At 71.8% G+C, this 25,103-nt stretch carries 20 protein-coding genes and 2 pseudogenes; 16 read left to right on the plus strand and 6 right to left on the minus strand.

Annotation, left to right across the window (positions count from 1 at the left end):
- The first annotated feature begins 347 nt into the window (after window positions 1-347).
- The 9 genes from ACFVYX_RS03820 (at window position 348) to ACFVYX_RS03860 (ending at window position 13,711) form a co-directional block, all read left to right on the plus strand.
- The gene (locus ACFVYX_RS03820) at window positions 348-1,349 is read left to right on the plus strand and encodes an ABC transporter substrate-binding protein (RefSeq protein ID WP_389679688.1); all 1,002 of its coding nucleotides are present in this window, start codon (window positions 348-350) and stop codon (window positions 1,347-1,349) included.
- A 65-nt stretch (window positions 1,350-1,414) separates the two neighbouring features.
- Window positions 1,415-2,977 carry a sugar ABC transporter ATP-binding protein gene (locus ACFVYX_RS03825; RefSeq protein WP_389679690.1) on the plus strand — a complete coding sequence of 521 codons (1,563 nt, stop codon included), beginning with the start codon at window positions 1,415-1,417 and terminating at the stop codon, window positions 2,975-2,977.
- Window positions 2,974-4,089: an ABC transporter permease gene (locus tag ACFVYX_RS03830; protein WP_389679692.1), complete on the plus strand. Its 1,116-nt coding sequence runs from the start codon at window positions 2,974-2,976 to the stop codon at window positions 4,087-4,089. Before ACFVYX_RS03825 ends, ACFVYX_RS03830 begins: the two co-directional genes overlap by 4 nt.
- Window positions 4,086-5,093, plus strand: coding sequence for a galactofuranose ABC transporter, permease protein YjfF (yjfF, locus tag ACFVYX_RS03835; RefSeq protein ID WP_389679693.1), 1,008 nt, complete (start codon window positions 4,086-4,088; stop codon window positions 5,091-5,093). The genes ACFVYX_RS03830 and yjfF overlap by 4 nt, the downstream gene beginning before the upstream one ends.
- Window positions 5,094-5,203: 110 nt before the next feature.
- Window positions 5,204-6,244, plus strand: coding sequence for a LacI family DNA-binding transcriptional regulator (locus ACFVYX_RS03840; RefSeq protein ID WP_389679694.1), 1,041 nt, complete (start codon window positions 5,204-5,206; stop codon window positions 6,242-6,244).
- A gap of 703 nt (window positions 6,245-6,947) precedes the next feature.
- On the plus strand, window positions 6,948-8,639 hold the full coding sequence (araB, locus tag ACFVYX_RS03845; RefSeq protein WP_389679695.1) for a ribulokinase: 1,692 nt from the start codon (window positions 6,948-6,950) through the stop codon (window positions 8,637-8,639).
- A 68-nt stretch (window positions 8,640-8,707) separates the two neighbouring features.
- Window positions 8,708-10,216 (plus strand): L-arabinose isomerase, encoded by a 1,509-nt coding sequence (gene araA, locus ACFVYX_RS03850; protein WP_389679696.1) that lies wholly within the window; start codon window positions 8,708-8,710, stop codon window positions 10,214-10,216.
- Window positions 10,217-10,263: 47 nt separating this feature from the next.
- A complete protein-coding gene (gene araD / locus ACFVYX_RS03855; RefSeq protein ID WP_389679697.1) occupies window positions 10,264-10,977 on the plus strand; it encodes an L-ribulose-5-phosphate 4-epimerase AraD in 714 nt (237 codons plus the stop codon).
- 181 nt (window positions 10,978-11,158) lie between these two features.
- A complete protein-coding gene (locus ACFVYX_RS03860; protein ID WP_389679698.1) occupies window positions 11,159-13,711 on the plus strand; it encodes an alpha-L-arabinofuranosidase C-terminal domain-containing protein in 2,553 nt (850 codons plus the stop codon).
- A gap of 96 nt (window positions 13,712-13,807) precedes the next feature.
- Here the strand turns inward: ACFVYX_RS03860 and ACFVYX_RS03865 are convergent, their stop codons facing one another.
- Together ACFVYX_RS03865 and ACFVYX_RS03870 are read right to left on the minus strand one after the other, a co-directional pair.
- Complete coding sequence (locus tag ACFVYX_RS03865; protein ID WP_389679699.1) at window positions 13,808-14,599, minus strand: serine protease; 792 nt, start codon at window positions 14,597-14,599, stop codon at window positions 13,808-13,810.
- Window positions 14,600-14,764: 165 nt separating this feature from the next.
- A complete protein-coding gene (locus ACFVYX_RS03870; RefSeq protein ID WP_389680035.1) occupies window positions 14,765-15,820 on the minus strand; it encodes a biotin/lipoate A/B protein ligase family protein in 1,056 nt (351 codons plus the stop codon).
- Window positions 15,821-15,931: 111 nt separating this feature from the next.
- Here ACFVYX_RS03870 and ACFVYX_RS03875 point away from each other — a divergent pair, with 111 nt between their 5' ends.
- The 6 genes from ACFVYX_RS03875 to ACFVYX_RS03900 all read left to right on the plus strand — a co-directional run bounded on the left by ACFVYX_RS03875 (window position 15,932) and on the right by ACFVYX_RS03900 (window position 21,852).
- Window positions 15,932-16,768, plus strand: a complete 837-nt coding sequence (locus ACFVYX_RS03875; RefSeq protein WP_389679700.1) for an inositol monophosphatase family protein — start codon at window positions 15,932-15,934, stop codon at window positions 16,766-16,768.
- A gap of 81 nt (window positions 16,769-16,849) precedes the next feature.
- Window positions 16,850-18,253, plus strand: a complete 1,404-nt coding sequence (locus tag ACFVYX_RS03880) for a phytoene desaturase family protein (protein ID WP_389680036.1) — start codon at window positions 16,850-16,852, stop codon at window positions 18,251-18,253.
- A 9-nt stretch (window positions 18,254-18,262) separates the two neighbouring features.
- Entirely contained in the window at window positions 18,263-18,883 is a 621-nt protein-coding gene (locus ACFVYX_RS03885) for an L-threonylcarbamoyladenylate synthase (RefSeq protein WP_389679701.1), read from the plus strand.
- 131 nt (window positions 18,884-19,014) lie between these two features.
- Complete coding sequence (locus tag ACFVYX_RS03890; protein ID WP_389679702.1) at window positions 19,015-19,779, plus strand: metallophosphoesterase; 765 nt, start codon at window positions 19,015-19,017, stop codon at window positions 19,777-19,779.
- Between the two features lie 78 nt (window positions 19,780-19,857).
- Complete coding sequence (locus ACFVYX_RS03895; RefSeq protein WP_389679703.1) at window positions 19,858-21,342, plus strand: AlkA N-terminal domain-containing protein; 1,485 nt, start codon at window positions 19,858-19,860, stop codon at window positions 21,340-21,342.
- A gap of 6 nt (window positions 21,343-21,348) precedes the next feature.
- Window positions 21,349-21,852, plus strand: a complete 504-nt coding sequence (locus ACFVYX_RS03900; RefSeq protein ID WP_389679704.1) for a methylated-DNA--[protein]-cysteine S-methyltransferase — start codon at window positions 21,349-21,351, stop codon at window positions 21,850-21,852.
- A 55-nt stretch (window positions 21,853-21,907) separates the two neighbouring features.
- Here the strand turns inward: ACFVYX_RS03900 and ACFVYX_RS03905 are convergent.
- Window positions 21,908-22,420: pseudogene (locus tag ACFVYX_RS03905) on the minus strand (NAD-dependent deacetylase); the annotation flags it as partial.
- 65 nt (window positions 22,421-22,485) lie between these two features.
- On the opposite strand from ACFVYX_RS03905, the gene ACFVYX_RS03910 reads away from it, so the two are divergent.
- Window positions 22,486-22,689 carry a type II toxin-antitoxin system VapB family antitoxin gene (locus ACFVYX_RS03910; RefSeq protein WP_389679705.1) on the plus strand — a complete coding sequence of 68 codons (204 nt, stop codon included), beginning with the start codon at window positions 22,486-22,488 and terminating at the stop codon, window positions 22,687-22,689.
- A gap of 15 nt (window positions 22,690-22,704) precedes the next feature.
- Here ACFVYX_RS03910 and ACFVYX_RS03915 read toward each other — a convergent pair whose 3' ends face one another.
- The 3 genes and pseudogenes from ACFVYX_RS03915 to ACFVYX_RS03925 all read right to left on the minus strand — a co-directional run bounded on the left by ACFVYX_RS03915 (window position 22,705) and on the right by ACFVYX_RS03925 (window position 25,092).
- Window positions 22,705-23,190: an NUDIX domain-containing protein gene (locus ACFVYX_RS03915; RefSeq protein WP_389679706.1), complete on the minus strand. Its 486-nt coding sequence runs from the start codon at window positions 23,188-23,190 to the stop codon at window positions 22,705-22,707.
- A gap of 52 nt (window positions 23,191-23,242) precedes the next feature.
- A pseudogene (locus tag ACFVYX_RS03920) lies at window positions 23,243-23,392 on the minus strand (ADP-ribosylglycohydrolase family protein); the annotation flags it as partial.
- Window positions 23,393-23,421: 29 nt separating this feature from the next.
- Window positions 23,422-25,092, minus strand: a complete 1,671-nt coding sequence (locus tag ACFVYX_RS03925) for a BCCT family transporter (RefSeq protein WP_389679707.1) — start codon at window positions 25,090-25,092, stop codon at window positions 23,422-23,424.
- Between the last annotated feature and the right edge of the window lie 11 nt (window positions 25,093-25,103).

The raw sequence follows: 25,103 nt of genomic DNA on the forward strand, positions 1-25,103 counted from the left end.
GGGGGCGGGGAGGGGGTCGGGCCCCGATTCGGCCGGAAGTCGTCGACCCGACAAGGGGAGGGGGTTGGCAGCTGTAAGTGCCAGGATCCGAGGAGCCTTGGCCTGTTTCGCTGCTCGGCCACCGACGTGCTCCCCCGCATCAAGAACGTGTAACGGTCGTGCGAACCCTTGAGTTACGTCTGTGTTAGCGCTCACAATGTGTCGCACTCGTCGGTCCCCGGCGGTCGAGGTGGACGCCTCGTCCGCCTCGCCTTCCGCAACCGACCCCTGCGCAGTCACACCTCCACCGGGCCCATCGCCTTCAGGGCTCTGCCTGGTACGACGCACGTCCCGAGAGGATCCACGACATGGCCCACAGAGCCCTCCGCATCGTCGCCGCCGCCGCCCTGGCCGGCAGCGTGCTGACCGCCTGCACCACCGAGCCCGCGACCACCGGAAGCACCGGCGGCACCGGCAAGGGCTCCTCCGACGGAAAGCTGGTGCTCGGTTTCGCTCAGGTGGGCGCCGAGAGCGGCTGGCGCACCGCCAACACCAAGTCCGTCCGCGAGGCGGCCGAGAAGGCCGGTATCACGCTGAAGTTCTCCGACGCGCAGCAGAAGCAGGAGAACCAGATCAAGGCGATCCGCACCTTCATCCAGCAGAAGGTGGACGTCATCGCCTTCTCGCCGGTGGTGGAGTCCGGCTGGGACACGGTCCTGAAGGAGGCCAAGAGCGCCGGCATCCCGGTCATCCTCACCGACCGCGCGGTGGACTCGCAGGACACCTCCCTCTACCGGACGTTCCTCGGCTCCGACTTCGTCAAGGAGGGACAGGAGGCCGGCAAGTGGCTCGTGAAGGAGTACGAGGGCGCCCCCGGGCCGGTCAACGTCGTCGAGCTCCAGGGCACCACGGGCTCCGCGCCCGCCAACGACCGCAAGGCCGGCTTCGCCGAGGCCGTCAAGGGCGACCCCAAGTTCAAGGTCGTCGCCTCGCAGACCGGGGACTTCACCCGCGCCAAGGGCAAGGAGGTCATGCAGGCCTTCCTCAAGTCCCACGAGGACATCGACGTCCTGTACGCCCACAACGACGACATGGCCCTGGGCGCCATCCAGGCCATCGAGGAGGCGGGCAAGAAGCCGGGCACCGACATCAAGGTGATCTCCGTGGACGGCATCAAGGACGCCTTCGTCGCCATGCAGCAGAAGAAGATCAACGTGGTGGTCGAGTGCAACCCGCTCCTCGGTGACCAGCTCATGGAGCTCGCCAAGAAGGTCGCGGCGGGGGAGAGCGTCCCCCGACGGGTCGAGGTCAAGGAGGGCGTCTTCACCCAGGACCAGGCCGCGGCCGCCCTGCCCGGCCGCCAGTACTGACCTCACGCCCGCACCGGACCGGGGCGGCCTCGCGCCTGCCCCGGTCCCTCAGGAGAGGAGGGCGGATGGCAGCCCCACCCACCCCTCGCACACCCACCCGCGCCGACCGGCCGGTCCTGGAGGCGCACGGCATCCGCAAGGCCTTCCCCGGCGTCCTCGCCCTCGACGGCGTGGACCTGCGCCTCTTCCCGGGGGAAGTGCACGCGCTGATGGGCGAGAACGGCGCCGGCAAGTCGACCCTCATCAAGGTGCTCACCGGAGTCCATCCGCCCGACGCGGGAACCATCGCCATCGACGGCGGTCCCCAGCGGTTCACCGAACCACTGGAGGCGCAGCACGCCGGAATCAGCACGGTCTACCAGGAGGTGAACCTGTGCCCCAACCTCTCGGTCGCCGAGAACATCCTCATCGGCCGTGAGCCACGGCGCCTGGGGCTCGTCCACTGGTCGGCTCTCCACCGGCGCGCGGCCCAGCTCATCACCGAACTGGACCTCGACCTCGATGTCGGCCTTCCGCTGAGCGCGCACTCCCTCGCCGTCCAGCAACTCGTCGCGATCGTCCGCGCCGTGGACATCCGGGCGAAGGTGCTCGTCCTCGACGAACCCACCTCAAGCCTCGACCGGGACGAAGTCGCCCAGCTGTTCGCCCTGGTGCGCCGGCTGCGTGACCGGGGCGTCGCGATCCTCTTCGTCACCCACTTCCTCGACCAGGTCTTCGACCTGTGCGACCGGGTGACCGTCCTGCGCAACGGACGTCTCGAAGGCGAGTACCGCATCGACGAGCTGACACCCGTCACCCTGGTCCACCACATGGTCGGCAGCGAGCTGCGCACCCTGGACGAACTGGCCGAGACGTCCCACACCGGCACCGCCGCCACCCCCCGTTCCACGGACACCCCCTTCCTGAGCGCCCGCGGACTCGCCCGCGCCGGTTCCATCCAGCCGTACGACCTGGACATCCACCGCGGCGAGGTCATCGGTCTCGCCGGACTCCTCGGATCCGGACGGACCGAGGCGGCCCGGCTGCTCTTCGGGGCCGACCACGCCGACGGCGGCGAGCTGCGGATCGACGGCGAACGCGCCGCACTGCGCTCGCCGCGCGCCGCGATCGCCCGCAAGATCGCCTTCTGCTCGGAGAACCGCAAGGCCGAGGGGCTGATCGGCGAACTCACCGTCCGCGAGAACATCGTGCTGGCCCTCCAGGCCGCACGCGGCTGGACCAGGCCCCTCTCCCGTACCCGACAGGACGAGATAGCCGCCCGGTGGATCGAGGTCCTCGACATCCGCCCGGCCCATCCCGAGGCGCAGGTCCGCAACCTCAGCGGGGGCAACCAGCAGAAGGTGCTGCTCGCCCGGTGGCTGCTCACCGACCCCCGGCTGCTGATCCTGGACGAACCCACCCGCGGCATCGACATCGGGGCCAAGACGGAGATCCAGAGACTGGTCACCCGCCTGGCCGCGGAGGGCACCGCGGTCCTCTTCATCTCCGCCGAACTCGAGGAAGTGCTGCGGCTGAGCCACCGAGTGGGCGTCCTGCGCGACCACCGGCTCGTCGCCACCCTCCCCAACGACACGACCCTGACGCCCGACCGGATCCTGGGCGCCATCGCCACCGGAGCCACCTCATGACACCACCCGACGACACAGGCGCGGGCGCGCGCAAGGCCCCTGCCGCCGGCGCCCGGCGGCTCACCGAACACCGGCTGTTCTGGCCCGCCGCCGTCCTCACCGTCCTGTTGCTGGGGAACGTCGCTCTCACCCACGACTTCTTCGCCGTCCGCGTCCAGAACGGACATCTGTACGGCAGCCTCATCGACATCCTCCAGTTCGGCGCCCCCCTGATCCTGGTGTCGCTCGGCATGACGCTGGTCATCGCCACCCGGGGCATCGACCTCTCGGTCGGCTCGACGGTGGCGATCGCCGGCGCCCTCGCCTGCGAGCACATCGCCACGGCCGAGGACCCCGGAAGCCTGGGCACCGTCATGTCGGCGGTGGCCGTGGCGGTCTGCGTCGCCGCCGCGATCGGGCTGCTGAACGGCTTCCTCGTCGCCAGGCTGGGCGTCCAGCCCATCGTCGCCACGCTGGTCCTCATGGTCGCCGGACGCGGCGTGGCCCAGCTGATCACCGACGGGCAGATCATCAGCGTGTCCAGCGGCGCCTACAAGATGATCGGCGGCGGCTACTGGCTCACCCTCCCGTTCGCCGTCCTGCTGGCCGGGGCCCTCGTCGTCGTCGCCTCTCTCCTCACCCGACGGACCGCACTCGGCATGCTCATCGAATCAGTGGGCGGCAACCCGGTTGCGAGCCGACTCGTCGGGATCAGGGCGAGCGGACTCCTGGTCATGGTCTATGTCGTCAGTGCCGTCTGCGCGGCGGTGGCCGGACTGATGATCAGTTCCAACGTCTCCAGCGCCGACGGCAACAACGCGGGCCTGTGGATCGAACTGGACGCGATCCTCGCCGTGGTCATCGGCGGCACCGCGCTGACGGGCGGCCGATTCTCCCTCGGCGGCACGGTCCTGGGCGCGCTGATCATCCAGACCCTCTCGACCACGATCTACACCCTCGGCGTACCGCCCGAGACCACGCTCGTCTTCAAGGCCCTGGTCGTCATCGTCGTGTCTCTCGTCCAGTCGTCCGCGTTCCGCGCGCGACTCTCACGCCGTCGCGGACCGGCCGCCCCCGACACGGTCCCCGCGGCCGGCGACCTGGGAGTCCGTCAGCAGGAGGTCCACCCGTGAGCACCACCCTCGCCTCCCTCACCAAGCCGCTCCACCGGTTCTCGGTACGGCACGCCACCCGCCTGCCGCTCATGGTGACGGCCACTCTGCTGGTCGCCATGTTCTCGATCGGCTCCGTCCAGTACGAAGGCTTCTTCTCGGCGCAGGTCCTGCTCAACGTCCTGGTGGACAACGGCTTCCTGCTCGTCGTGGCGATCGGCATGACGTTCGTCATCCTCACCGGCGGAATCGACCTGTCCGTCGGCTCCATGGTGGCCCTGTCGACCATGCTGACGGCCTGGCTCGTCGAACAGAACGGCCTGCCGCTCGCTCTGGCGGTACCGGTGGTCCTGCTGGTGGGGGCCGGAGGCGGCGCGCTGATGGGGTGGGTGATCCACGCCTTCGAGATCCAGCCCTTCATCGTCACCCTCGCGGGCATGTTCCTCGCCCGTGGTCTCTGCTACATGATCAGCACGGAGTCCATCTCCATCACCGACCCGACCACCACGCGGATCGCCCAGACACGGGTGCTCCTGCCCGGAGGCCTGTTCGTCTCACCCGCTGTGATCATCGCCCTGGTCGTGCTGGCGCTCGCCTTCGTCGTCCTGCACCACACCCGCTTCGGCCGTACCGTCTACGCCCTGGGCGGCAGTGAGTCCTCGGCCCGTCTCATGGGCCTGCCGGTGGGACGCACGAAGGTCGCGGTCTACGCCGTGAGCGGTCTGTGCTCCGCCCTGGGCGGCCTGCTGCTGACCTTCTACATGCTGTCCGGTTACGCCCTGCACGCCGTCGGCATGGAGCTCGACGCCATCGCGGCCGCCGTCATCGGAGGGACGCTGCTGACCGGGGGTTCCGGATTCGTCCTGGGGACCGCACTCGGCGTGACGGTCCTCGGTCTGATCCAGACCATCATCAGCTTCCAGGGCACGCTCAGCTCGTGGTGGACGCGCATCGTCATCGGCGGCCTGCTGTTCGTGTTCATCCTTCTCCAACGGCTCTTCGGCGGCTCCCGTCCAGCGGAATAGACCACCCGGCCGATCGGCGCTTGTTAGCGCTCACAATGGTGTGACGGAAGAGGCGCTAAGGTCTTTCACGCATCGACACACAGCCGTAAGCAGGGAGAAGGGAGGCGAACGTGGCACATCCCGCGGAAGACGTCCGCCCGCCGACGATGGCCGACGTCGCACGAGAGGCGGGGGTCTCCCACCAGACCGTCTCCCGGGTGCTGAGCGGTCACCCCAACGTGCGAGCGGCCACCCGGGAGCAGGTCACCCTGGCCATCGAGCGGCTGGGCTACCGCCGTAACTCCGCCGCGCGCGCCCTGGTGACGCGCCGCACGAGGACCCTGGGCGTCATCGCCGTCAACACCACCCTGTACGGCCCCGCCAGCACCATGGCCGGCCTGCAGGAGGCGGCCCGGGACGAGGGCTACCTCGTGTCGACCGTCAATCTCCGCACGGGGGAGGGGCAGGGGCTGAAGGACGCCATCGACCACCTCGCGTCCTGGGGCGTGGAGGGTGTCGTCGCCATCACCCCGCAGCGCTCGCACGTGCAGGCGCTCGCCGAGCTCGACGCGCCCTTCCCCGTGGTCACCGTGGAGGGCGGTCACCAGCTCGACCTGCCCGGCGTCTCCCTCGACCAGGAGCTCGGCGCCCGCATGGTCACGGAGCACCTGCTCGCCGCCGGACATGCCACCGTCTGGCACGTGGCGGGGCCCGAGGACTGGCTGGAGAGCGAGGCCCGCACCGCGGGATGGCGTGCGGTCCTGGAGGAGAGCGGCATCCGGCCGCCCCGTGTGCTGACGGGCGACTGGAGTCCGCTGTCCGGGTACCGCGCGGGGCAGGAACTCGCCGGACTGGCCGTGGCCCGCCGGGGGACGACGCCGGTCACCGCGGTCTTCGTCGCCAACGACCAGATGGCGCTCGGTGTCCTGCGGGCGCTGCGCGAGGCCGGCATCCGCACCCCCGACCAGGTGGCCGTCGCCGGCTTCGACGACATCCCGGAGGCCGAGTACTTCCCGCCGTCGCTGACAACGGTCCGCCAGGACTTCACCGCCATCGGGCGCCGGAGCATCGGCCTCCTGGTGGACCACATCGAGGGACGCGCCCGCAAGGCCGAGCACCTCCTGGTGGAGCCGCAGCTCATCATGCGCGCGAGCACACGCCCCTCGAACTAGGGGGTGCCTTGTCGATCAGGCCAGGCTCGCGGCGCCTGGCACCGCGCCTCGCCGCGTTGTCGTCGGTCGGCATGGCTCCGCCATGCCTCCTTCCTCCGCCTTGCGATGCACGGCACCGGACGCCGCTCCCTGATCCGGCCTGATCGACAAGACACCCCCTAGGGAGTGTCCGGCGATTCGCGTCGGATCAGGCCGGGTCGTTCGGCGCGTGCGACCCGGCGTGCGGCCGGGGCGCCGCTCGTAGGGGAGCTGCTCGGGTTTCCGGGAGACCCCCAGGCCTGACGCGGCCGGCGGCTCCCGTCACCGCTCTTCCGGCCACCCGCCTCGGGTCGGCCAGTTCGTGGCACGCGGCGCGGCTCCCTTCTCGGCAGCCCACGGCCACCCGCCTCGGTCCGCCCGGCCCTGGCGTGCGCCGCGGCTCCCTTCCCGGCGGCGGCCCACGGCCACCCATCTCGGGCCGGCCCGGCCCTGGCGCGCGCCGCGGCTCCCTTCCCGGCGGCTCACCCTGTGCCGCCCGCGCCGGACACGGCGTGGGCCCCGCACCCGGTGACCAAGTGAGCGCTCACGTCAGAGTCCTCATTCCTCCGCGGGATTTCGATAGAACTGCACGAAGCTCTTGTCCAACCCGATTGTGAGCGTTAACAATCGGTGGCGCCCCACCCCTGCCCATGACGAGAGAGACCGCATCGTGACCACACACGCCATGTCCGGCCCTGCAGCCCGTCACGACCCCGAGGCCTGCACGATCGGAGTCGACTTCGGCACCCTCTCCGGGCGCGCCGTCGTGGTCAGGGTCCGGGACGGCGCCGAACTCGGTTCGGCGGTCCACGAGTACCGCCATGCCGTCATCGACGACCGCCTTCCCACCAACGGCGCCCCGCTGCGCCCCGACTGGGCCCTGCAGCACCCCGAGGACTGGCGCGAAGTCCTGCGCACCGCCGTCCCGGCGGCGGTCGCCGACGCCGGGGTCGACCCCGCCCGCGTCATCGGCATCGCCACCGACTTCACCGCCTGCACGGTCCTGCCGACCACACCGGACGGCACGCCCCTCGCCCTGACGCCCGAGTGGGCCGACCGCCCGCATGCCTGGCCCAAGCTGTGGAAGCACCACGCGGCCCAGGACCAGGCCGACCGCATCAACGCCCTCGCGCACGCCCAGGGCGAGAAGTGGATCGCACGGTACGGCGGCAAGATCTCCTCCGAGTGGCAGTACGCCAAGGCCCTGCAGGTCCTGGAGGAGGACCCCGCCGTCTACGCCGCCTGCGCCCGCTGGATCGAGGCGGCCGACTGGATCGTCTGGCAGCTGACCGGCACCGAGTCGCGCAACACCTGCACCGCCGGCTACAAGGGCATCCACCAGGACGGCGCCTACCCCTCGCCCGGCTTCCTCGCCCGGCTCCACCCGGACTTCGCGGACTTCCCCGCCACGCGTCTGGAGCACCCGCTGTCACCGCTGGGCTCCCGCGCCGGCGGACTGAGCAGCCGGGCCGCGCGCTGGACCGGCCTCCCCGAGGGCATCGCGGTCGCCGTCGGCAACGTCGACGCCCACGTGGCCGCGCCCGCCGCGGGCGCCGTGGAGAACGGCCGGATGCTCGCCATCATGGGCACCTCCACCTGCCACGTCCTCAACGGCGCCGCCCTTGCCGAGATCCCCGGCATCTGCGGCGTCGTCGACGGCGGCATCGTCAAGGGCGCCTACGGCTACGAGGCGGGCCAGAGCGCGGTCGGCGACATCTTCGCCTGGTGGCTCCGCCAGGGCGTCCCGGAGCACTACCACGCCGAGGCCTCGGCGGCCGGCGAGGACCTGCACCAGCTCCTGACCCGCAAGGCCGCCGGCCGGCCCGTCGGCGCGCACGGTCTGGTCGCCCTGGACTGGATGAACGGCAACCGCTCCACCCTGGTCGACCACCACCTCTCGGGAGTCATCGCCGGACTCACCCTCGACACCCGGCCCGAAGACGTCTACCGGGCCCTGCTCGAATCCACGGCCTACGGCACCCGGATGATCGTCGAGGCCTTCGAGGACGGCGGGATTCCCGTCGAGGAGTTCATCGTGACCGGAGGCCTGAAGAAGAACGAACTGCTCATGCAGATCTACGCCGACGTGCTCCGCCGCCCCGTCTCCCTCGGCACCTCCGAGCAGGGGCCGGCACTCGGTTCGGCCATTCACGCCGCCGTCGCCGCCGGGTCGTACCCCGACGTCCGCTCCGCCGCCTCCGCCATGGGAAGCGTCCAGCGGCACGCCTACGTACCCGATCCCGCGAGGGCCGACGCCTACGACGCGCTGTTCCACGAATACCGCGCTCTGCACGACCACTTCGGCACGGGAGCGGACCTCCTCCTGCACCGCCTGCGCAGGATCCGCAACGCCGCCCGCACCGCGACCACCGACTGACCGGTCCGCCTCCCCGGCCTCATCGGTCCAGCCTCTCCACCCCAGCACCTCCGAGGAGCACACCCGACATGACGCTCGCCCCGCCCGACCGCGAGATCTGGTTTCTCACCGGCAGCCAGGCCCTCTACGGCGACGAGACCCTGGCCCAGGTCGCCGAACAGTCACGCACCATCTGCCAGACCCTCGCCGGCCAGCCGCAGATGACCGTCCGCCTCGTCTGGAAGCCGGTCCTCACCGACGCGGCCGCCATCCGCGCGGTCTGCCTGGAGGCCAACGCCGACGACCGCTGCATCGGCCTGATCGCCTGGATGCACACCTTCTCCCCGGCCAAGATGTGGATCGCGGGACTCGACGCCCTGAGCAAGCCGCTGCTGCACCTGCACACCCAGGCCAACCGCCGACTGCCCTGGTCCACCATCGACATGGACTTCATGAACCTGAACCAGGCCGCCCACGGCGACCGCGAGTTCGGCTTCGTCCAGACCCGCCTCGGTGTCCCCCGCAAGACCGTGGCCGGCCACGTCTCCACTCCCGAGGTCGTCGACCGCGTCGCCGGATGGGCCCGCGCGGCCGTCGGCCGCTGCGAGCTGACCACCCTCAAGCTCGCCCGCTTCGGCGACAACATGCGCGACGTCGCCGTCACCGAAGGCGACAAGGTCGAGGCGCAGCTGCGGTTCGGGGTCTCGGTCAACACCTACGGCGTCAACGACCTCGTGGCCGCGGTCGACGCCGCCGACCAGGACACCGTCACCGCGCTCGTCAAGGAGTACCAGGACCTCTACGCCCTCGCGCCCGAACTGCGGCCCGGCGGCGAGCGGCACGACTCCCTGCGCTACGCCGCCCGGATCGAAGCCGGCCTGCGCGCCTTCCTCACGGAAGGCGGCTTCCGCGCCTTCACCACCAACTTCGAGGACCTCGGCGGCCTGCGCCAGCTGCCCGGCCTCGCCGTGCAGCGCCTGATGGCCGACGGCTACGGCTTCGGCGGCGAAGGGGACTGGAAGACCTCGACCCTGCTGCGCACGCTCAAGGCGATGGCCGACGGCCTGCCCGGCGGCACCTCCTTCATGGAGGACTACACCTACGACCTCACGCCCGGCCAGGAACTCATCCTCGGCGCCCACATGCTGGAGGTCTGCCCCTCCCTCACGACGGCGACGCCCACCTGCGAGATCCACCCGCTCGGCATCGGCGGACGCGAGGACCCGGTCCGGCTCGTCTTCGACGCGGACCCCGGTCCGGCCGTCGTCGTCGGTCTCGCCGACATGGGCGACCGGTTCCGGCTCGTCGCCAACCACATCGACGTCGTCGCCCCGCCCGAGCCGCTGCCCCGGCTCCCCGTCGCCCGCGCCGTCTGGCAGCCCCGCCCCGACCTGCGGACCTCCACCGAGGCGTGGCTGACGGCCGGAGCACCGCACCACACCGTCCTGACCACCGCTCTCGGCGGCGAGGAGCTCGAAGACCTCGCCGAGATGCTGCGGACCGAGCTCGCCGTCATCGACGAGGACACCACCATCCGGCGCTTCACGCGTGAGCTGCGCTGGAACCAGGCCTACCACCGCCTGGCCCAGAGCCTGTGAACACCCCCGCCTCCGCCACCACCGCCGCCACCAGGACGGAGCCCTCCGTGCGTACGACCGTTTCCAAGGAGCTGCGCCGAGAGGTGCTGGAGGCCAACCTCCGCATCCCCCGGGCCGGGCTCGCCACCCTCACCTGGGGCAACGTGAGCGGTGTGGACAGAGAGGCCGGCGTCTTCGTCATCAAGCCCTCGGGAGTCGCCTACGACGTGCTGAGCGAGGAGGACCTGGTCGTCGTCTCCCTGTCCGACGGGAGCGTCGTGGACGGCCGCCTGCGCCCGTCGACCGACACGGAGACGCACCGCAGTCTCTACCTGGCCTTCCCCTCCATCGGAGGCGTGACCCACACGCACTCCACCCACGCCGTCGCCTTCGCCCAGGCCCGGCGCGCGATACCGGTGCTCGGCACGACCCACGCCGACACCTTCAACGGTCCCGTCCCCGTCACCGAGGTCCTCACGCCGCAACAGTGCGCCACGGACTACGAGTACAACACCGGCCAGGTCATCGTGGACCTGCTGGATCGTGACGACACCCGGGCCCGGGAGGTCCCCGGCGCCCTGGTCGCCCACCACGGCCCCTTCACCTGGGGCACCGACGCCACCGCGTCCCTGGAGCACGCCATCATCTGCGAGGCGGTGGCCGAGATGGCCCTCCACACCATCGCCCTGGGCACGGTCGAGCCCCCGCAGCACGTCCTGGACCGCCACTTCACCCGCAAACACGGCCCGGACGCCTACTACGGCAACCCTCCCACCGTGTGAGCACACCGGCACGGCCGCGGCGCGCGTCCACCAGCGCGCCGCGCCGTGAAGGCTCCTCGAAGCGGACGCGCGCCCCCGGGCGACGGGAGCCCGCGTGCCGATGAACGCCAGGGCCCCGCCCGTACCGCACCGCGCACCGAGAGCACGACGCCCATCACCGTCCATCTCAAGGAGAGCACCCTTGCGCACGCACGCCCGCACCACCAGAAAGGCCGGTGTCATCGCCGGTGGCCTGCTCGCCACCTCGCTGGCAGCCGGTCTCCTCACCCAGTCCCCAGCGGTGGCGGACACCGCCGTGACGGACTACACGATCTCCGTCGACGCCGATCGCGCGGGACCGGCGATCGACCCCACGATGTATGGCGTCTTCTTCGAGGACATCAACAACGCCGCCGACGGCGGGCTCTACGCCGAACTCGTCCAGAACCGTTCCTTCGAGTTCAGCCCCGTCGACAACCGGTCCTACACCCCGCTGACCTCCTGGCGGCAGACCGCGTCCGGCGGCGCCACCGGCACCCTCCGCGTCGCCGACGACGCCGAGCGGCTGAACGAGCGCAACCGCAACCATCTGCGTCTGGACCTCGCCGGGACGGGCGGCACCAACGGCCGCTTCGGCGTCGTCAACACCGGTTACGGCGCGGGCATGGCCCTCAGGGAGGGCGCACGCTACGACTTCTCCGTCTGGGCGCGCACGGACAACCCAGCCGGTACGCGTCTGACCACGGAGTTCCGCACGGACGACGGCACCGTCCTGTCCGCACCCCTGGGCATCGCCGTACGAGGCGACCGGTGGACCAAGTACACCGGCACGCTCGTCCCCAAGGTGACCACCACCGCGGGGCGGCTCGCGGTGACGGCCGCGGGCGCGGGAACCGTACGCCTCGACATGGTCTCGCTCTTTCCCCGTGACACCTACAAGGGCCGCAAGAACGGGCTGCGCAAGGACCTCGCCGAGAAGATCGCCGCACTTGACCCCGGCTTCCTGCGCTTCCCGGGCGGCTGCCTGGTCAACACGGGCAGCCACGAGGCCTACGAGGCCCCCGACTGGGAACGCCGCCGCTCCTACCAGTGGAAGGACACCGTCGGCCCGGTCGAGCAGCGGGCCGTGAACGCGAACTTCTGGGGCTACCACCAGAGCTACGGCCTCGGCTACTACGAGTACTTCCAGTTCGCCGAGGACATCGGCGCGATGCCGCTGCCCGTCGTGCCCGCCCTGGTAACCGGCTGCGGTGAGAACCAGGCCACCGACGACCCCGCGCTCCTGAAGCGACACATCCAGGACACCCTGGACCTGATCGAGTTCGCCAACGGTCCCGTCACCTCCCCGTGGGGTCGCAAGCGAGCCGCGATGGGCCACCCGAAGCCCTTCGGCCTGACCCACGTGGGCGTCGGCAACGAGGAGAACCTGCCCGACGCCTTCTTCGCCCGCTTCACCGAGTTCCGCAAGGCGATCGAGGCCGAGTACCCGCAGATCACGGTCGTCTCCAACTCGGGCCCCGCCTCCAGCGGCGCCACCTTCGACCGGCTGTGGGACCTCAACCGCCAGGCGGGCGTCGGCCTGGTCGACGAGCACTACTACAACTCGCCGCAGTGGTTCCTGGAGAACAACAACCGTTACGACTCCTACGACCGTACGGGCCCCAAGGTGTTCCTGGGGGAGTACGCCTCCCGTGACAACCGCTTCTCGAACGCACTCTCCGAGGCGGCGTTCATGACCGGCCTCGAGCGCAACGCCGACGTGGTCAAACTCGCCTCCTACGCCCCGCTGCTGGCCGACGTGCACCAGAACCAGTGGCGGCCGGACATGATCTGGTTCGACAACAACCGCTCGTGGGGCTCGACCAGCTACGAGGTCCAGAAGCTGTTCATGAACAACACCGGTGACCGGGTCGTGCCGAGCCGGGCCTCCGCCACGCCCTCGGTCTCCGGCCCGATCACCGGGGCGATCGGCCTGTCGACATGGGCCACCAGCGCCGCCTACGACGACGTCGAGGTCACCGCCGCGAACGGCACCACGCTGCTGAAGGACGACTTCTCGACCGGGGCCTCCCGATGGACGCCGGCAGCCGGGCGCGGCACCTGGGCCGTCCAGGACGGAGCCTACGTCCAGTCCGACGAGGCCGCCGAGAACACCCTGGTCACCGCCGGTGACACGAGCTGGCAGGACTACGACCTGAAGGTCAGGGCCACGAAGAAGTCCGGCAGGGAAGGCTTCCTGATCGCCTTCGGCGTACGTGACACCGGCAATCACTACTGGTGGAACCTCGGCGGCTGGGGCAACACCCGCTCCGCCGTCGAGAAGGCCGTCGACGGAGGCAAGCAGACCCTGCTGGAGACCCCCACCGCCATCGAGACGGGCCGCACCTACGACGTCCACGTCCAGGTACGGGGCCGGCAGGTCACCCTCTACCTCGACGGGCAGAAGTGGGGCTCCTTCACCGACGACAAGACCGCCGAACCGTTCCGCCAGGTGGTGACGAGGGACAAGGGCGACCTGATCGTCAAGGTCGTCAACGCCCAGGCCGCCGCGGCCCGTACGCGCATCGACCTCGGGACCGCGGGCGTCGCGTCGACCGCCAGGCTGACCACGCTGGAAGGCGCACCGGACGCGGTGAACAGCGCCGACGCCTCCCCGATCCAGCCGCGCACATCGACGCTGCGGGGCATCGGGCGGACCTTCACGCACACCTTCCCCGCCCATTCGGTCACGTTCCTGCGGATCAGGACCAGCTAGAAGGAGCCGGCGACGGGCCGCACCGCGGTCCCGCGCCCCGGCCGGGAAGGGCAGTCGTCCGCCCCGGCCGGGGCGCGTCCGCGAGCGGCCCCGCGCTCACGAGGCGCGGGGCAGCCGCCCGGTCGTCCGCTCGATCCAGCCGAGGTAGGACCCGACACGGGTGTTCACGGCGGGAGTGTCGGTGGCGCACTCCCTGCCGTAGGACACCAGACCCACGACGTACGGCCGCCCCTCGACCACCCGGACCAGGGGGCCGCCCGAGTCGTACTGGCAGCTGTCACGGCCGGGGGCGTACGTGCAGATCTGGGTGGAGGCGATCTGCCCCATGCCCCGGCTCGCGCAGACCGGGTTGCTCAGGGTGCGGAGGGCCACGGTCCGCAGGACGTCGGAGGCGCGGCCGCCGAACGAGGTGGTGCCCCAGCCGGGCACCTCGACCTGGGCGCGGTCCAGGGACCCGCCGGCGTACGGAGCGGGCAGGCCGACCGGGCTCACGTCACGGCTGAGGGCGACCGGCTCGGGGAGCCGGACGAGCGCGATGTCGTTGCGCTGGCTGACCGGGTCGTACTCCGGGTGCGGGACGAACCGGTCGGGGGTCACCAGGACCGCGTGCGGGCTGTCGGCGCCGGTCGTCAGATCATGGTCGCCCAGGAGCACACCCACCCGGGCGGGACTCGCGTACGACCCCGTCAGACAGTGGGCCGCGGTGAGCACGTACCGGTCGCCGATCAGCGCGCCGCCGCACATCACCCGACGCTCCACGACGTCGACGAGCCCCGCCATGAAGGGGTACTGATGAGGCCGCGCCTCCTGTCCGCCGACGACCGCCTGCGCGGGCGGCGCGATCCCGAGCGGACACACCCCCATCACCACGCCCGCGACCGTCGCCATGAGCTTCCTCGCCCGTCCCACCAGATCTCCGCACTCTCGGCGCCGCGTTCCCGGGCCGGAGAGGTGCGGAGACGTTTCCGCACGCCCGTCCCGGCCCGCGTGGGCATCAACGAGACAAGCGGGACGCGGTCACTCGATCACGGGGCCGGACCGGTGACCGATGCCCTACGGCACCCGGGCCGTCCACTCCGGCGTGCCGAACTTGGACTCCGCGAGTTCCTTCGCCCGGGTCAGCTCGTCCTCCGTGACATGGCCGTCCGACAGCCCGTACCGGCCGCGGAAGGAGGCGATCATCCGCTCGATGACCGCCTCGCGCGGCAGGCCCGTCTGACGGCGCAGCGGGTCCACGCGCTTCCTGGCGCTCTTCGTGCCCTTGTCCGAGAGCTTCTCGCGGCCGATGCGGAGGACCTCCGTCATCTTGTCCGCGTCGATGTCGTACGCCATCGTCACGTGGTGCAGCACCGCCCCCCGGCCCGTCACGATCCGCTTCTGCGCCGCGCCCGCGATCTTGCCGGCGTCCGTGGCGATGTCGTTGAGCGGCTGGTACCAGGCCCTGACACCCATGTCGCCGAGCGCGCCGAGGACCCAGTCGTCGAGGTAGGCGTAGCTGTCGGCGAAGGACAGACCCTGCACCAGGGCATCGGGTACGGAGAGCGAGTACGTGATCGTGTTGCCGGGCTCGATGAACATCGCCCCGCCCCCGCTGATCCGCCGCACCACCTGGATGCGGTGCCGCTCCGCCGCCTCCGGGTCGACCTCGTTGCGCAGGGACTGGAAGCTGCCGATCACCACCGCGGGGGCGCCCCACTCCCAGACCCGCAGGGTCGGCGGGCGGCGCCCGGCGGCGACCTCGGACGTCAGGACCTCGTCGAGCGCCATGTGCAGGGCGGGCGACTGCGGCGGCTCGTGGACCAGCTGCCAGTCGTAGTCGGTCCAGTCCGTGGCGTGGGCGAGGGCACGGCGGACCGCGATCCCGACGCCCTCCGTGGTGAGCCCGAACATCCGGGTGTCCGGGGGCAGTGCCGCGTCGATCCGCGCCGCGAGCCCCAAGGCGTCGGTGTCGGCGGGCGCGCCCTCCAGGGCGCGGTCGATCGCCAGGATCGCCTCGTCGGGCTCCAGGAAGAAATCGCCCGCGACCCGCACGTGACGCAGGACGCCGTCCTCGGTGTCGAGGTCGACGACCACCAGCTTCCCGCCGGGGACCTTGTACTCGCCGTGCACGGAACCCTCCCGTAGGTAAGGGGTGAACTCGGCCAAAGGGTACTCCCCGGGAGAACGGGGGGTGACGAGTGCGGTGGTCCGGTTGTCAGCGCCGCGTGCTTAGCTGGACACATGACCGAAGACTTCATCGAGCACGTCCTCGGCGGCCGTACGACCGAGGTGGAAGAGGCCGTCCGCAAGGCCGCCGCCGCCGAGATCATGCCGCGCTTCCGGCAGCTCGCCGCCGACGACATCGTCGAGAAGAACGGCCCGCACGACCTGGTCACCGTCGCCGACCGGGCGGCCGAGGCCCACCTCACCACCTCCCTGACCGCCCTGCTGCCCGGCTCGGTGGTCGTCGGCGAGGAGGCCGTCCACGCCGACCCCACGGTCTACGAGGCGCTGCGCGGCGACGCCCCCGTCTGGATCGTCGACCCCGTCGACGGCACCCGGCAGTTCGTCCACGGCGACCCCGCCTTCTGCACCCTCGTCGCCCTCGCCCGGCACGGCGAGCTGCTCGCCTCCTGGACCTACGCGCCCGCTCTGGAGGAGTTCGCCATCGCCGTACGCGGCCGGGGCGCCACCCTCGACGGGCAGCCCCTGCACGCCGGTTCACCCGAGCCCGGCGCCGCCCTCACGGTCGCCACCTCGCACCCCGACTACACCACGCCGGACCAGAAGCGGGCCCTGCTCGGCCTGGTCACCGAGGGCGTCGCCCCCCGGCCCTGCGGCTCCGCGGGGCTCGAATACCTGGCTGTGGCGCGCGGCGCGCTCGACGCCACCGCCTTCAGCTGGGAGTACGCCTGGGACCACGCGGCCGGGCTGCTCCTGGTCACCGAGGCCGGCGGTGCGCAGACGACCGTCGCCGGTGAGCCCTTCCGCATCACCGGCGGCAACGCGCTGCCGTTCACGGCCGCCAGGGACACCGCCACCGCCGACCGTGTCCGTACGCTCCTGAGGGGCCGTTAAGAGCCGCCGGAGCACAGGAATATCCTGAGAGCCCTGGCCATCGGCTGACGAAGGAGTCCGAAGGTGTCGAAGAGGACGTCGATGCTCGATGCCGTCGTCGTGGGCGCGGGGCCCAACGGACTGACCGCCGCCGTCGAACTGGCCCGCCGCGGCTTCTCCGTGGCCGTCTTCGAGGCGAAGTCCACCGTCGGCGGCGGCGCCAGGACCGAGGAGCTCACCCTCCCCGGCTTCCGGCACGACCCCTGCTCCGCCGTCCACCCGCTCGGCGCCGGCTCGCCCGTTTTCAGGACGATGCCGCTCGACCGGTACGGCCTGGAGTGGCTCCACCCCGAACTGCCCATGGCCCACCCCTGGGACGACGGCACCGCCGCCGTCCTCGCCCGCTCCGTCGCGGAGACCGCCGCCTCCTTCGGACCGCGCGACGCGGGCGCGTACCGCAGGCTCGTCGGCCCCTTCCTCGGCAAGTGGGACACCCTCGCGGGGGACTTCATGCAGCTGCCGCTCACGGCGCTGCCCCGCGATCCGGTGACCCTCGCCCGCTTCGGCCTCACCGGGCTGCCTCCCTCCACCTGGCTGATGCGCCGCTTCCAGGACGAGAAGGCCCGCGCGCTCTTCGCCGGCCTCGTCGGCCATGTCATGGCCCCGCTGGACGGTTTCGCCACCGGCGCCGTCGGCCTCGTCTTCGCGCTCGCCGCCCACGCCGGCGGCTGGCCCATGCCCCGGGGCGGCTCCCAGTCGATCTCCGACGCCCTCACCGCGTACCTCCAGGACCTCGGCGGCGCCGTCCACACCGACTTCGAGGTCAAGCGCCTCGACGACCTGCCGCCCGCCCGCGCCTACGTCTTCGACACCTCGCCCACGGCCCTCGCCCGGATCGCCGGCTTCGGCGGCCACTACGACCACTACCGGTACGGCGCCGCCGTGTTCAAGGTCGACTACGCCCTGGACGGCCCCGTGCCGTGGACCGCCGAGGAAGCCCGGCGGGCCGGCACCGTCCAGATCGGCCCCACCGCCGGAGACATCGGAACCGCCCTGCGGGAGGCCTCCTCAGGCACCGCCCCCGACGCCCCCTTCCTCATCACCGCACAGCCCAGCCTCGTCGACCCCTCCCGCGCCCCCGAGGGCAAGCACGTGTTCTGGGCGTACGGCCATGTGCCGAACGGCTGGCGCGGCGACCTCACCGAGGCGATCGAGCGTCAGATCGAGCGCTTCGCCCCCGGCTTCCGGGACCGCGTCCTCGCCCGCGCCACCGCGGGCCCGCCCGAACTCGCCGCGCACAACGCCAACTACGTCGGCGGCGACATCGCCTGCGGCGCCGCCCGCGGCCTCCAGCTGCTGCTGCGCCCCACCCTCTCGCTCCGCCCCTACGCCACCCCGCACCCGGCGGTCTTCCTCTGCTCCTCCGCGACCCCGCCGGGGCCCGGCGTGCACGGCATGTCCGGCCACAACGCGGCGAAGGCGGTATGGCGGCGGCTGCGAAAATAGACTGCCCCCATGGCCAAGTACTTCGACGTCCACCCCGACAACCCGCAGCCCCGCACCATCGGTGCGGTGGCCGACTCCATCCGGAACGGGGCGCTCGTCGCGTACCCGACCGACTCCTGCTACGCGCTCGGCAGCCGCCTCGGCAGCCGCGACGGCATCAGCCGCATCCGGGCCATCCGCGACCTCGACGACCGGCACCACTTCACGCTGATGTGCCAGAACTTCGCCCAACTGGGCCAGCTCGTGCACATCGACAACGACGTCTTCCGCGCGGTGAAGGCGGCCACCCCCGGCGCGTACACCTTCATCCTGCCGGGCACCAAGGAGGTGCCGCGGCAGCTCCTCCACCCCAAGAAGAAGACGGTCGGCGTCCGCATCCCCGACCACGTCGTCACCCAGGCCCTCCTCGCCGAACTCGGCGAGCCGCTGCTCTCCAGCACCCTGCTGCTGCCCGACGAGGCGGAACCCCTCACCCAGGGCTGGGAGATCAAGGAGCGGCTCGACCACCAGGTGGACGCGGTGCTCGACTCCGGCGAGTGCGGGACCGAACCCACCACGGTCGTCGACTTCTCCAGCGGCGAGCCCGAGATCGTCCGCCGCGGGGCGGGGGACACCGCGCGGTTCGAGTAGGACGCGGAGGCGGGCCACCGTGCGGGGCAAGGAAGCGGGCCACCGGTCCCGACGCGGCCCTTCCCGGCCCGGTCGTGGCCACCGTACGGTCACGGTGAATGCCCTTCGCACCCCATGGAGGTCCCGCCCGCATGATCGTCCTCGCTCACCTCAGCGACGTCCACATCGACGGCGGGCAGCGCGGCGCGGACCGCACCCGCGCCGTCCTGCGGTACTTGGAGGAGCTGCCGTACGACCTGGCGGCCGTGCTCGTCACCGGGGACATCACCGACCACGGAACCCCCGACGAGTACGCCCGGGCGCGGGAACTGCTGAGCTCCCGCCATCCGCTGCTCCTCTGCCCCGGGAACCACGACGACCGCGCGGCCTTCCGGAAGACCCTGCTGTCCGAGGAGACGGGAACCCGCCCGTACGCCCCCGTCAACCAGGTGCTCCGGGGCGAGGGCTTCGTCATCGCCCTCTGCGACTCGTCCGTCCCCGGTGAACACCAGGGCCTCCTGGAGGACGAGACGCTGGAGTGGCTGGACGCGGTCCTCACCGGCACCCCGCCCGAGGTGCCCGTCCTCGTCGCCTTCCACCACCCGCCCGTACCGCTGCACACCCCGTACGTGGACGAGATCCGACAGTTCGGCGAGGAGCGGCTCGCCGCGCTCGCCGACCGCCACCCCCACCTCACGGCCTTCCTCGCGGGCCACGCGCACACGGCCGCCGCCACCACCTTCGCCGGGCGCCCGCTGCTCGTCGCGCCCGGCGTCGTTTCCACCCTCCGGCTGCCCTGGGAGAACCCGGGCCCGGACGACCCGCACGTGCACCTCGACCTGCCGCCCGCTCTCGCTTTCCACGTCCTCGGCGACGACGGCAGGCTGACCACCCACTTCCGGACGGTCACCGGCTGAGCGCGACCGGGGCGGGGGACGGACGTCCATGTCGTTTTCTCGCCAGCCCGCGGGCCGTCCGTCCCCGATCCTGGACTCATGCACACCGACACCGAGCGCTGCGTACGGGCCGTCCAGTCGAAGGACGCCCGCTTCGACGGCGTCTTCTTCACCGCCGTCCGCACCACCCGGATCTACTGCCGGCCCAGCTGCCCGGTCGTCCCGCCCAAGCCCGAGAACATGGAGTTCCACGCCAGCGCCGCCTCCTGTCAGCGCGCCGGTTTCCGGGCCTGCAAGCGGTGCCGCCCCGACACCAGCCCCGGCTCGCCCCAGTGGAACGTCCGCGCCGACGCCGTCGCCCGCGCCGTCCGGCTCATCCAGGACGGGGTCGTCGACCGGGAGGGCGTCCCCGGTCTCGCCCGCCGCCTCGGCTGGTCCACCCGCCAGATCGAACGCCAGCTCCTCGCCGAACTGGGCGCAGGACCCCTCGCCCTGGCCCGCGCCCAGCGCGCCCAGACCGCCCGGGTCCTCATCGAGACGACCCCGATGCCCCTGGGGGAGATCGCCTTCGCGGCCGGCTTCTCCGCCATCCGCACCTTCAACGACACCGTCCGCGAGGTCTTCGCCCTGACCCCCGGCGAACTGCGCGCCCGTGCGGCCCGCCCGATCCCCGACCGGACCCCCACCCCCGGCGTGATCAGCCTCCGCCTGCCGTTCCGTGCCCCGCTCGAACCCTCCAACCTCTTCGGCCACCTCGCCGCGACCGCCGTGCCCGGCGTCGAGGAGTGGCGCGACGGTGCCTACCGGCGGACCCTCGCCCTGCCGTACGGGCACGGGATCGTCGCCCTGGCCCCGCGCACCGACCACATCGCCTGCCGCCTCTCCCTCACCGACCCCCGCGACCTCACCCACGCCATCAGCCGCTGCCGCCGCCTCCTCGACCTCGACGCCGACCCCGTCGCCGTCGACGAACGGCTGCGCGCCGATCCGCTGCTCGCGCCGCTCGTCGACAAGGCGCCGGGCCGCCGGGTGCCCGGCACCGTCGACCCCGCCGAGTTCGCCGTACGGGCCGTCCTCGGCCAGCAGGTCTCCACCGCCGCCGCCCGCACCCACGCCGCCCGGCTCGTCACCGCGTACGGCACCCCCGTCGACGACCCCGAAGGCGGCCTCACCCACCTCTTCCCGGACCCCGAGGCACTCACCGCCCTCGACCCCGAGACCCTCGCCCTGCCCCGCAGCCGCCGCACCACCCTCCTCACCCTGGTCCAGGCCCTCGCCGACGGTTCACTCACCATCGGCCCCGCCGACGACCGCGAGGAGGCCCGCGCACGACTGCTCGCCCTGCCCGGATTCGGGCCCTGGACCACCGAGGTCATCGCCATGCGTGCCCTCGGCGATCCCGACGCCTTCGTCCCCGGGGACCTCGGCGTCCGCCGCGCCGCCGAGGGTCTCGGCCTGCCCGGCACCCCCGGCGCGCTCACCGCACGGGCGGCCCACTGGCGCCCCTGGCGCGCGTACGCCGTCCAGTACCTCTGGGCGACCGACGACCACCCGATCAACCACCTGCCCAGCGAAGGACACTGAACCGTCATGGCCCCCACCGTCCGGCACACCGTCGTGGACAGTCCGTACGAACCGCTGACCCTCGTCGCCGTCGACGGCGTCCTCAGCCGCGTCCACATGACCGGGCAGCGCCACCGCCCGCCCGAGGAGAGCTTCGGCGAGCCCGACCCACGCCCCTTCGGCGAGGCGATCCGCCAGCTCGACGCCTACTTCGCCGGCGAACTCACCGCGTTCGACCTGCCGTTGCACCTCATCGGCACCCCCTTCCAGAAGCGGGTCTGGGAGCAGCTGCTCCGCATCCCGTACGGGGAGACCCGGACGTACGGCGAACTCGCCGAGGAACTGGGCAGCCCAGGGTCCTCCCGGGCCGTGGGCCTCGCCAACGGGAAGAACCCGGTCAGCATCATCGTCCCCTGCCACCGCGTGATCGGCGCGGGCGGCGGCCTGACCGGCTACGGCGGCGGCCTCGATCGCAAGCAGCGGCTCCTCGCCTTCGAATCGGGTGCGGCGGAACCGGACGCCCTCTTCTAGGACCGGCTCCTTCCGCGAGCGCCGCCTTCCACGAAGCGGCTCCCTGCCGCAGCGGCTACCGGAGCCGGTCGAGCAGCGCGGGCAGCGCGGTGCCGATCGGCTCACGGACGACCTCGTCGGCGACGGGGTCGTACGGGGTGGGCTCCGCGTTCACGATGACCAGCCGCGCGCCGTGCTCGGCCGCGATCCCCGCGAGGGAGGCCGCCGGCTGCACCTGGAGACTGCTGCCGACCGCGACGAACACCTCGGTGGCCTTGGCGATCGACATGGCCTCCCTGAGCACCACCGGATCGAGCCGCTGTCCGAACATCACGGTCGCTGTCTGCAGGATCCCGTGGCACACCCGGCACGCGGGGTCGTCCTCACCGGCCCGCACCCGGTCCAGCGCCTCCGCCATCGACGAGCGGGCGTGGCAGGCCGTGCACACCACCGACCGCGCCGAGCCGTGGAGTTCGAGCACCTTGCGGCCGGGCACCCCGGCGGCCTGATGCAGTCCGTCCACGTTCTGGGTGATCACCCGCAGCGCGTTCCCGCTCGTGCGCTCGTACGCGGCGATCACGTGGTGCGCCACGACGAGCCCAGGCACCGCGAAACCGCTCCCGCGAACGGGTTTCCGGATGCTAGGTTCCCGGCATGGCCAAGGTGAACATCACGCTCGACGCCGACCTCGTCGTGGAGGTCATGGTCCTGGCAGGGGTCGGGAACCCGCAGGACGCGGTGGAGGCCGTCGTCCGCGACTACATCGCGCGCGGCCACCGTACCGAGGCCAGGGTCGCCACCCGCGACGAGCCGCACCGCACCGGCGAACTCCTTCCACCCGAACCCCCGCAGGGCTAAGGGGCGTCTTGTCGATCAGGCCGGGTGACCGTTCTCCAGCTCCACCGGCCCCGTGCCCGTCGCCAGGACGTCCAGCGAGGCGAGGACCCGCAGGCCCAGGCTGCCCGGAAGGTGGGCGGTGACCTCCCCGCGCTCGATCAGCTTCCAGGAGAGCAGCTCCTCCTCCTGGAGCCGGATCTCCGCGAACCGCTCCTCGGCCAGCACACCGCCGTCGTACACGTACGCCACGATCGGCGGCCGGGCCGAGCCGTGCGACCAGTCCACCGCGAGCAGCGGACCCAGGGCCAGGTCCAGGCCGAGCTCCTCAGCCGTCTCCCGGCGGGCGGCCTGACGAGGCGTCTCGCCGGCGTCGGACTCGATCGTGCCGCCGGGCAGTGCCCAGCCCTCGCGGTAGCTTGGCTCCACCACGAGGACACGCCCTCCGGCGTCCCGGAAGAGCGCGGCGGCGGCCAGGACGCGGGGGAGACCGGCGATGTACGTGGCGTAGTCGGTGGTGGTCATGGCGGCAGCGTAGCCAGCCGCAGGGTCCGCTCGGCCGGTTCACCCACCCCGGCGCCGCCGCCCCGTCGGAGTCCGTGTCCAGGCCGTCGCGTTCGGTAAGCGCGACCGTGCGGGTGAAGCCGCCCTCCCCGTAGAGGAGTCCGGCGGTCGGTACGGACGTGTTCGGCATGGTGTGGATCCGGCCGAGGCCCGTCGTGCGCTCCGTGGGTTCCCCGTCCGCGCGGGGCCGTGTCAGTCCTTGTCCTCCGGCGGTTCCACGTCCGTGCGCGCCTTCGCCGCCCGGCGCAGCCGGTGATGACGGGAACCCCCCTGCTCGGTGATCGCCTCGCCGACCAGGGCCCGTACCGCGTCACCGAGACCGTGCAGCGCGTGGTGCCGGACCGGACCCGCCCCCGGGTCCTCCCGCAGCTCCTTCAGGAGCGCCCAGCACAGGGCGAGCATCACCAGCACGAACGGCAGCGCCACCAGGATCGTCGCCGTCTGGAGCGACTCGAGACCGCCCACCACGAGCAGGACCGCCGCCACGGCGGCCATCAGGACGCCCCAGGTGACCACGAGCCAGGTCGGCGGGTGCAGCGAGCCGCGGCTCGTGAGCGAGCCCATCACCAGCGAGGCCGAGTCCGCGCTCGTGATGAAGTACGTCATCACGAGCAGCATCGCCAGAACCGACGTGACCGTGCCGATCGGCAGCGCCTCCAGCATCGCGAACAACGAGGCCTCCGCCCCGTCCTTCACGGCCGCCGCCAGGTCCGCCGCGCCCGTGGACTCCAGCCGGATCGCCGTACCGCCCATCACGCAGAACCACACCACCGTCGCCCCGGACGGCACGAGCAGCACACCCACCAGGAACTCCCGGATCGTCCGGCCCCGTGAGATCCGGGCGATGAACGTGCCCACGAACGGCGCCCAGGAGAGCCACCAGGCCCAGTAGAAGATCGTCCACGCCCCCAGCCACTCGGGGTCGGTGAACGCTCCCGTCCGGCTCGCCAACGGCAGCAGCTGGTGCAGATAGCCCCCGACGGAGGCCGGGATGGTGTCCAGGATGTAGACCGTGGGACCGAGCAGGAACACGAAGAGCATCAGACAGGCCGCGAGGACGATGTTCAGGGTCGACAGCCACTTCACGCCCTTGTGCAGCCCCGAGAAGGCCGACAGGACGAAGGCCGCGGACAGCGACGCGATGACGATCAGCTGGGTGGAGGTCGAGTTCTCCACGCCCATCGTCAGGTTCAGCCCCTCGGCGACCTGGAGCGCACCGAGCCCGAGGCTCGTCGCCGTGCCGAACACGGTCGCGAACACCGCGAGCAGGTCGATCGCCCGTCCCGGCCAGGACTCCACCCGGCGCGCGCCCAGGAGCGGTACGAAGGCGGAGCTCAGCCGGTTGCCCCGGCCCTTGCGGAAGCCCGCGTACGCGAGGGCGAGGCCCGCGATGCCGTAGATCGCCCACGGGGTGAGCGTCCAGTGGAAGAACGAGTACTCCATCGCGTTCAGGGCCGCCGTGCCCGTTCCGGCCGGCGCCCCGCTCGCCGGGGGCGGGCTCAGGAAGTGCTGGAGCGGCTCCCCGACCCCGTAGAACATCAGCCCGATGCCCATGCCGGCGCTGAACATCATCGCGATCCACGCCAGGTTGTCGAACTCGGGCTCCGAGTCGTCCGCGCCCAGCCTGATCCGGCCGAACCGGCTCAGGGCGATCACCACGCACAGGACGAGGAAGATGTCCGCGGCGATCACGAAGAGCCAGGCGAAGTTCGACAGCACCCACTGAAGCGCCGAATCCGACGCGCTGTCGAAGGACTCCTCGCCCAGGGCGGCCCAGCCGACGGCCGCGACGACGGCCGCGACCCCGATCCCGATGACCTGCACCTCGGGCCTGTCGTCGGGAACGATCTTTTCCGTACTCATGGGACCCCACT

Origin of the sequence: Streptomyces sp. NPDC058326, from assembly GCF_042879855.1 — a bacterium.
In the GTDB taxonomy this organism is placed as follows: Bacteria; Actinomycetota; Actinomycetes; order Streptomycetales; family Streptomycetaceae; genus Streptomyces.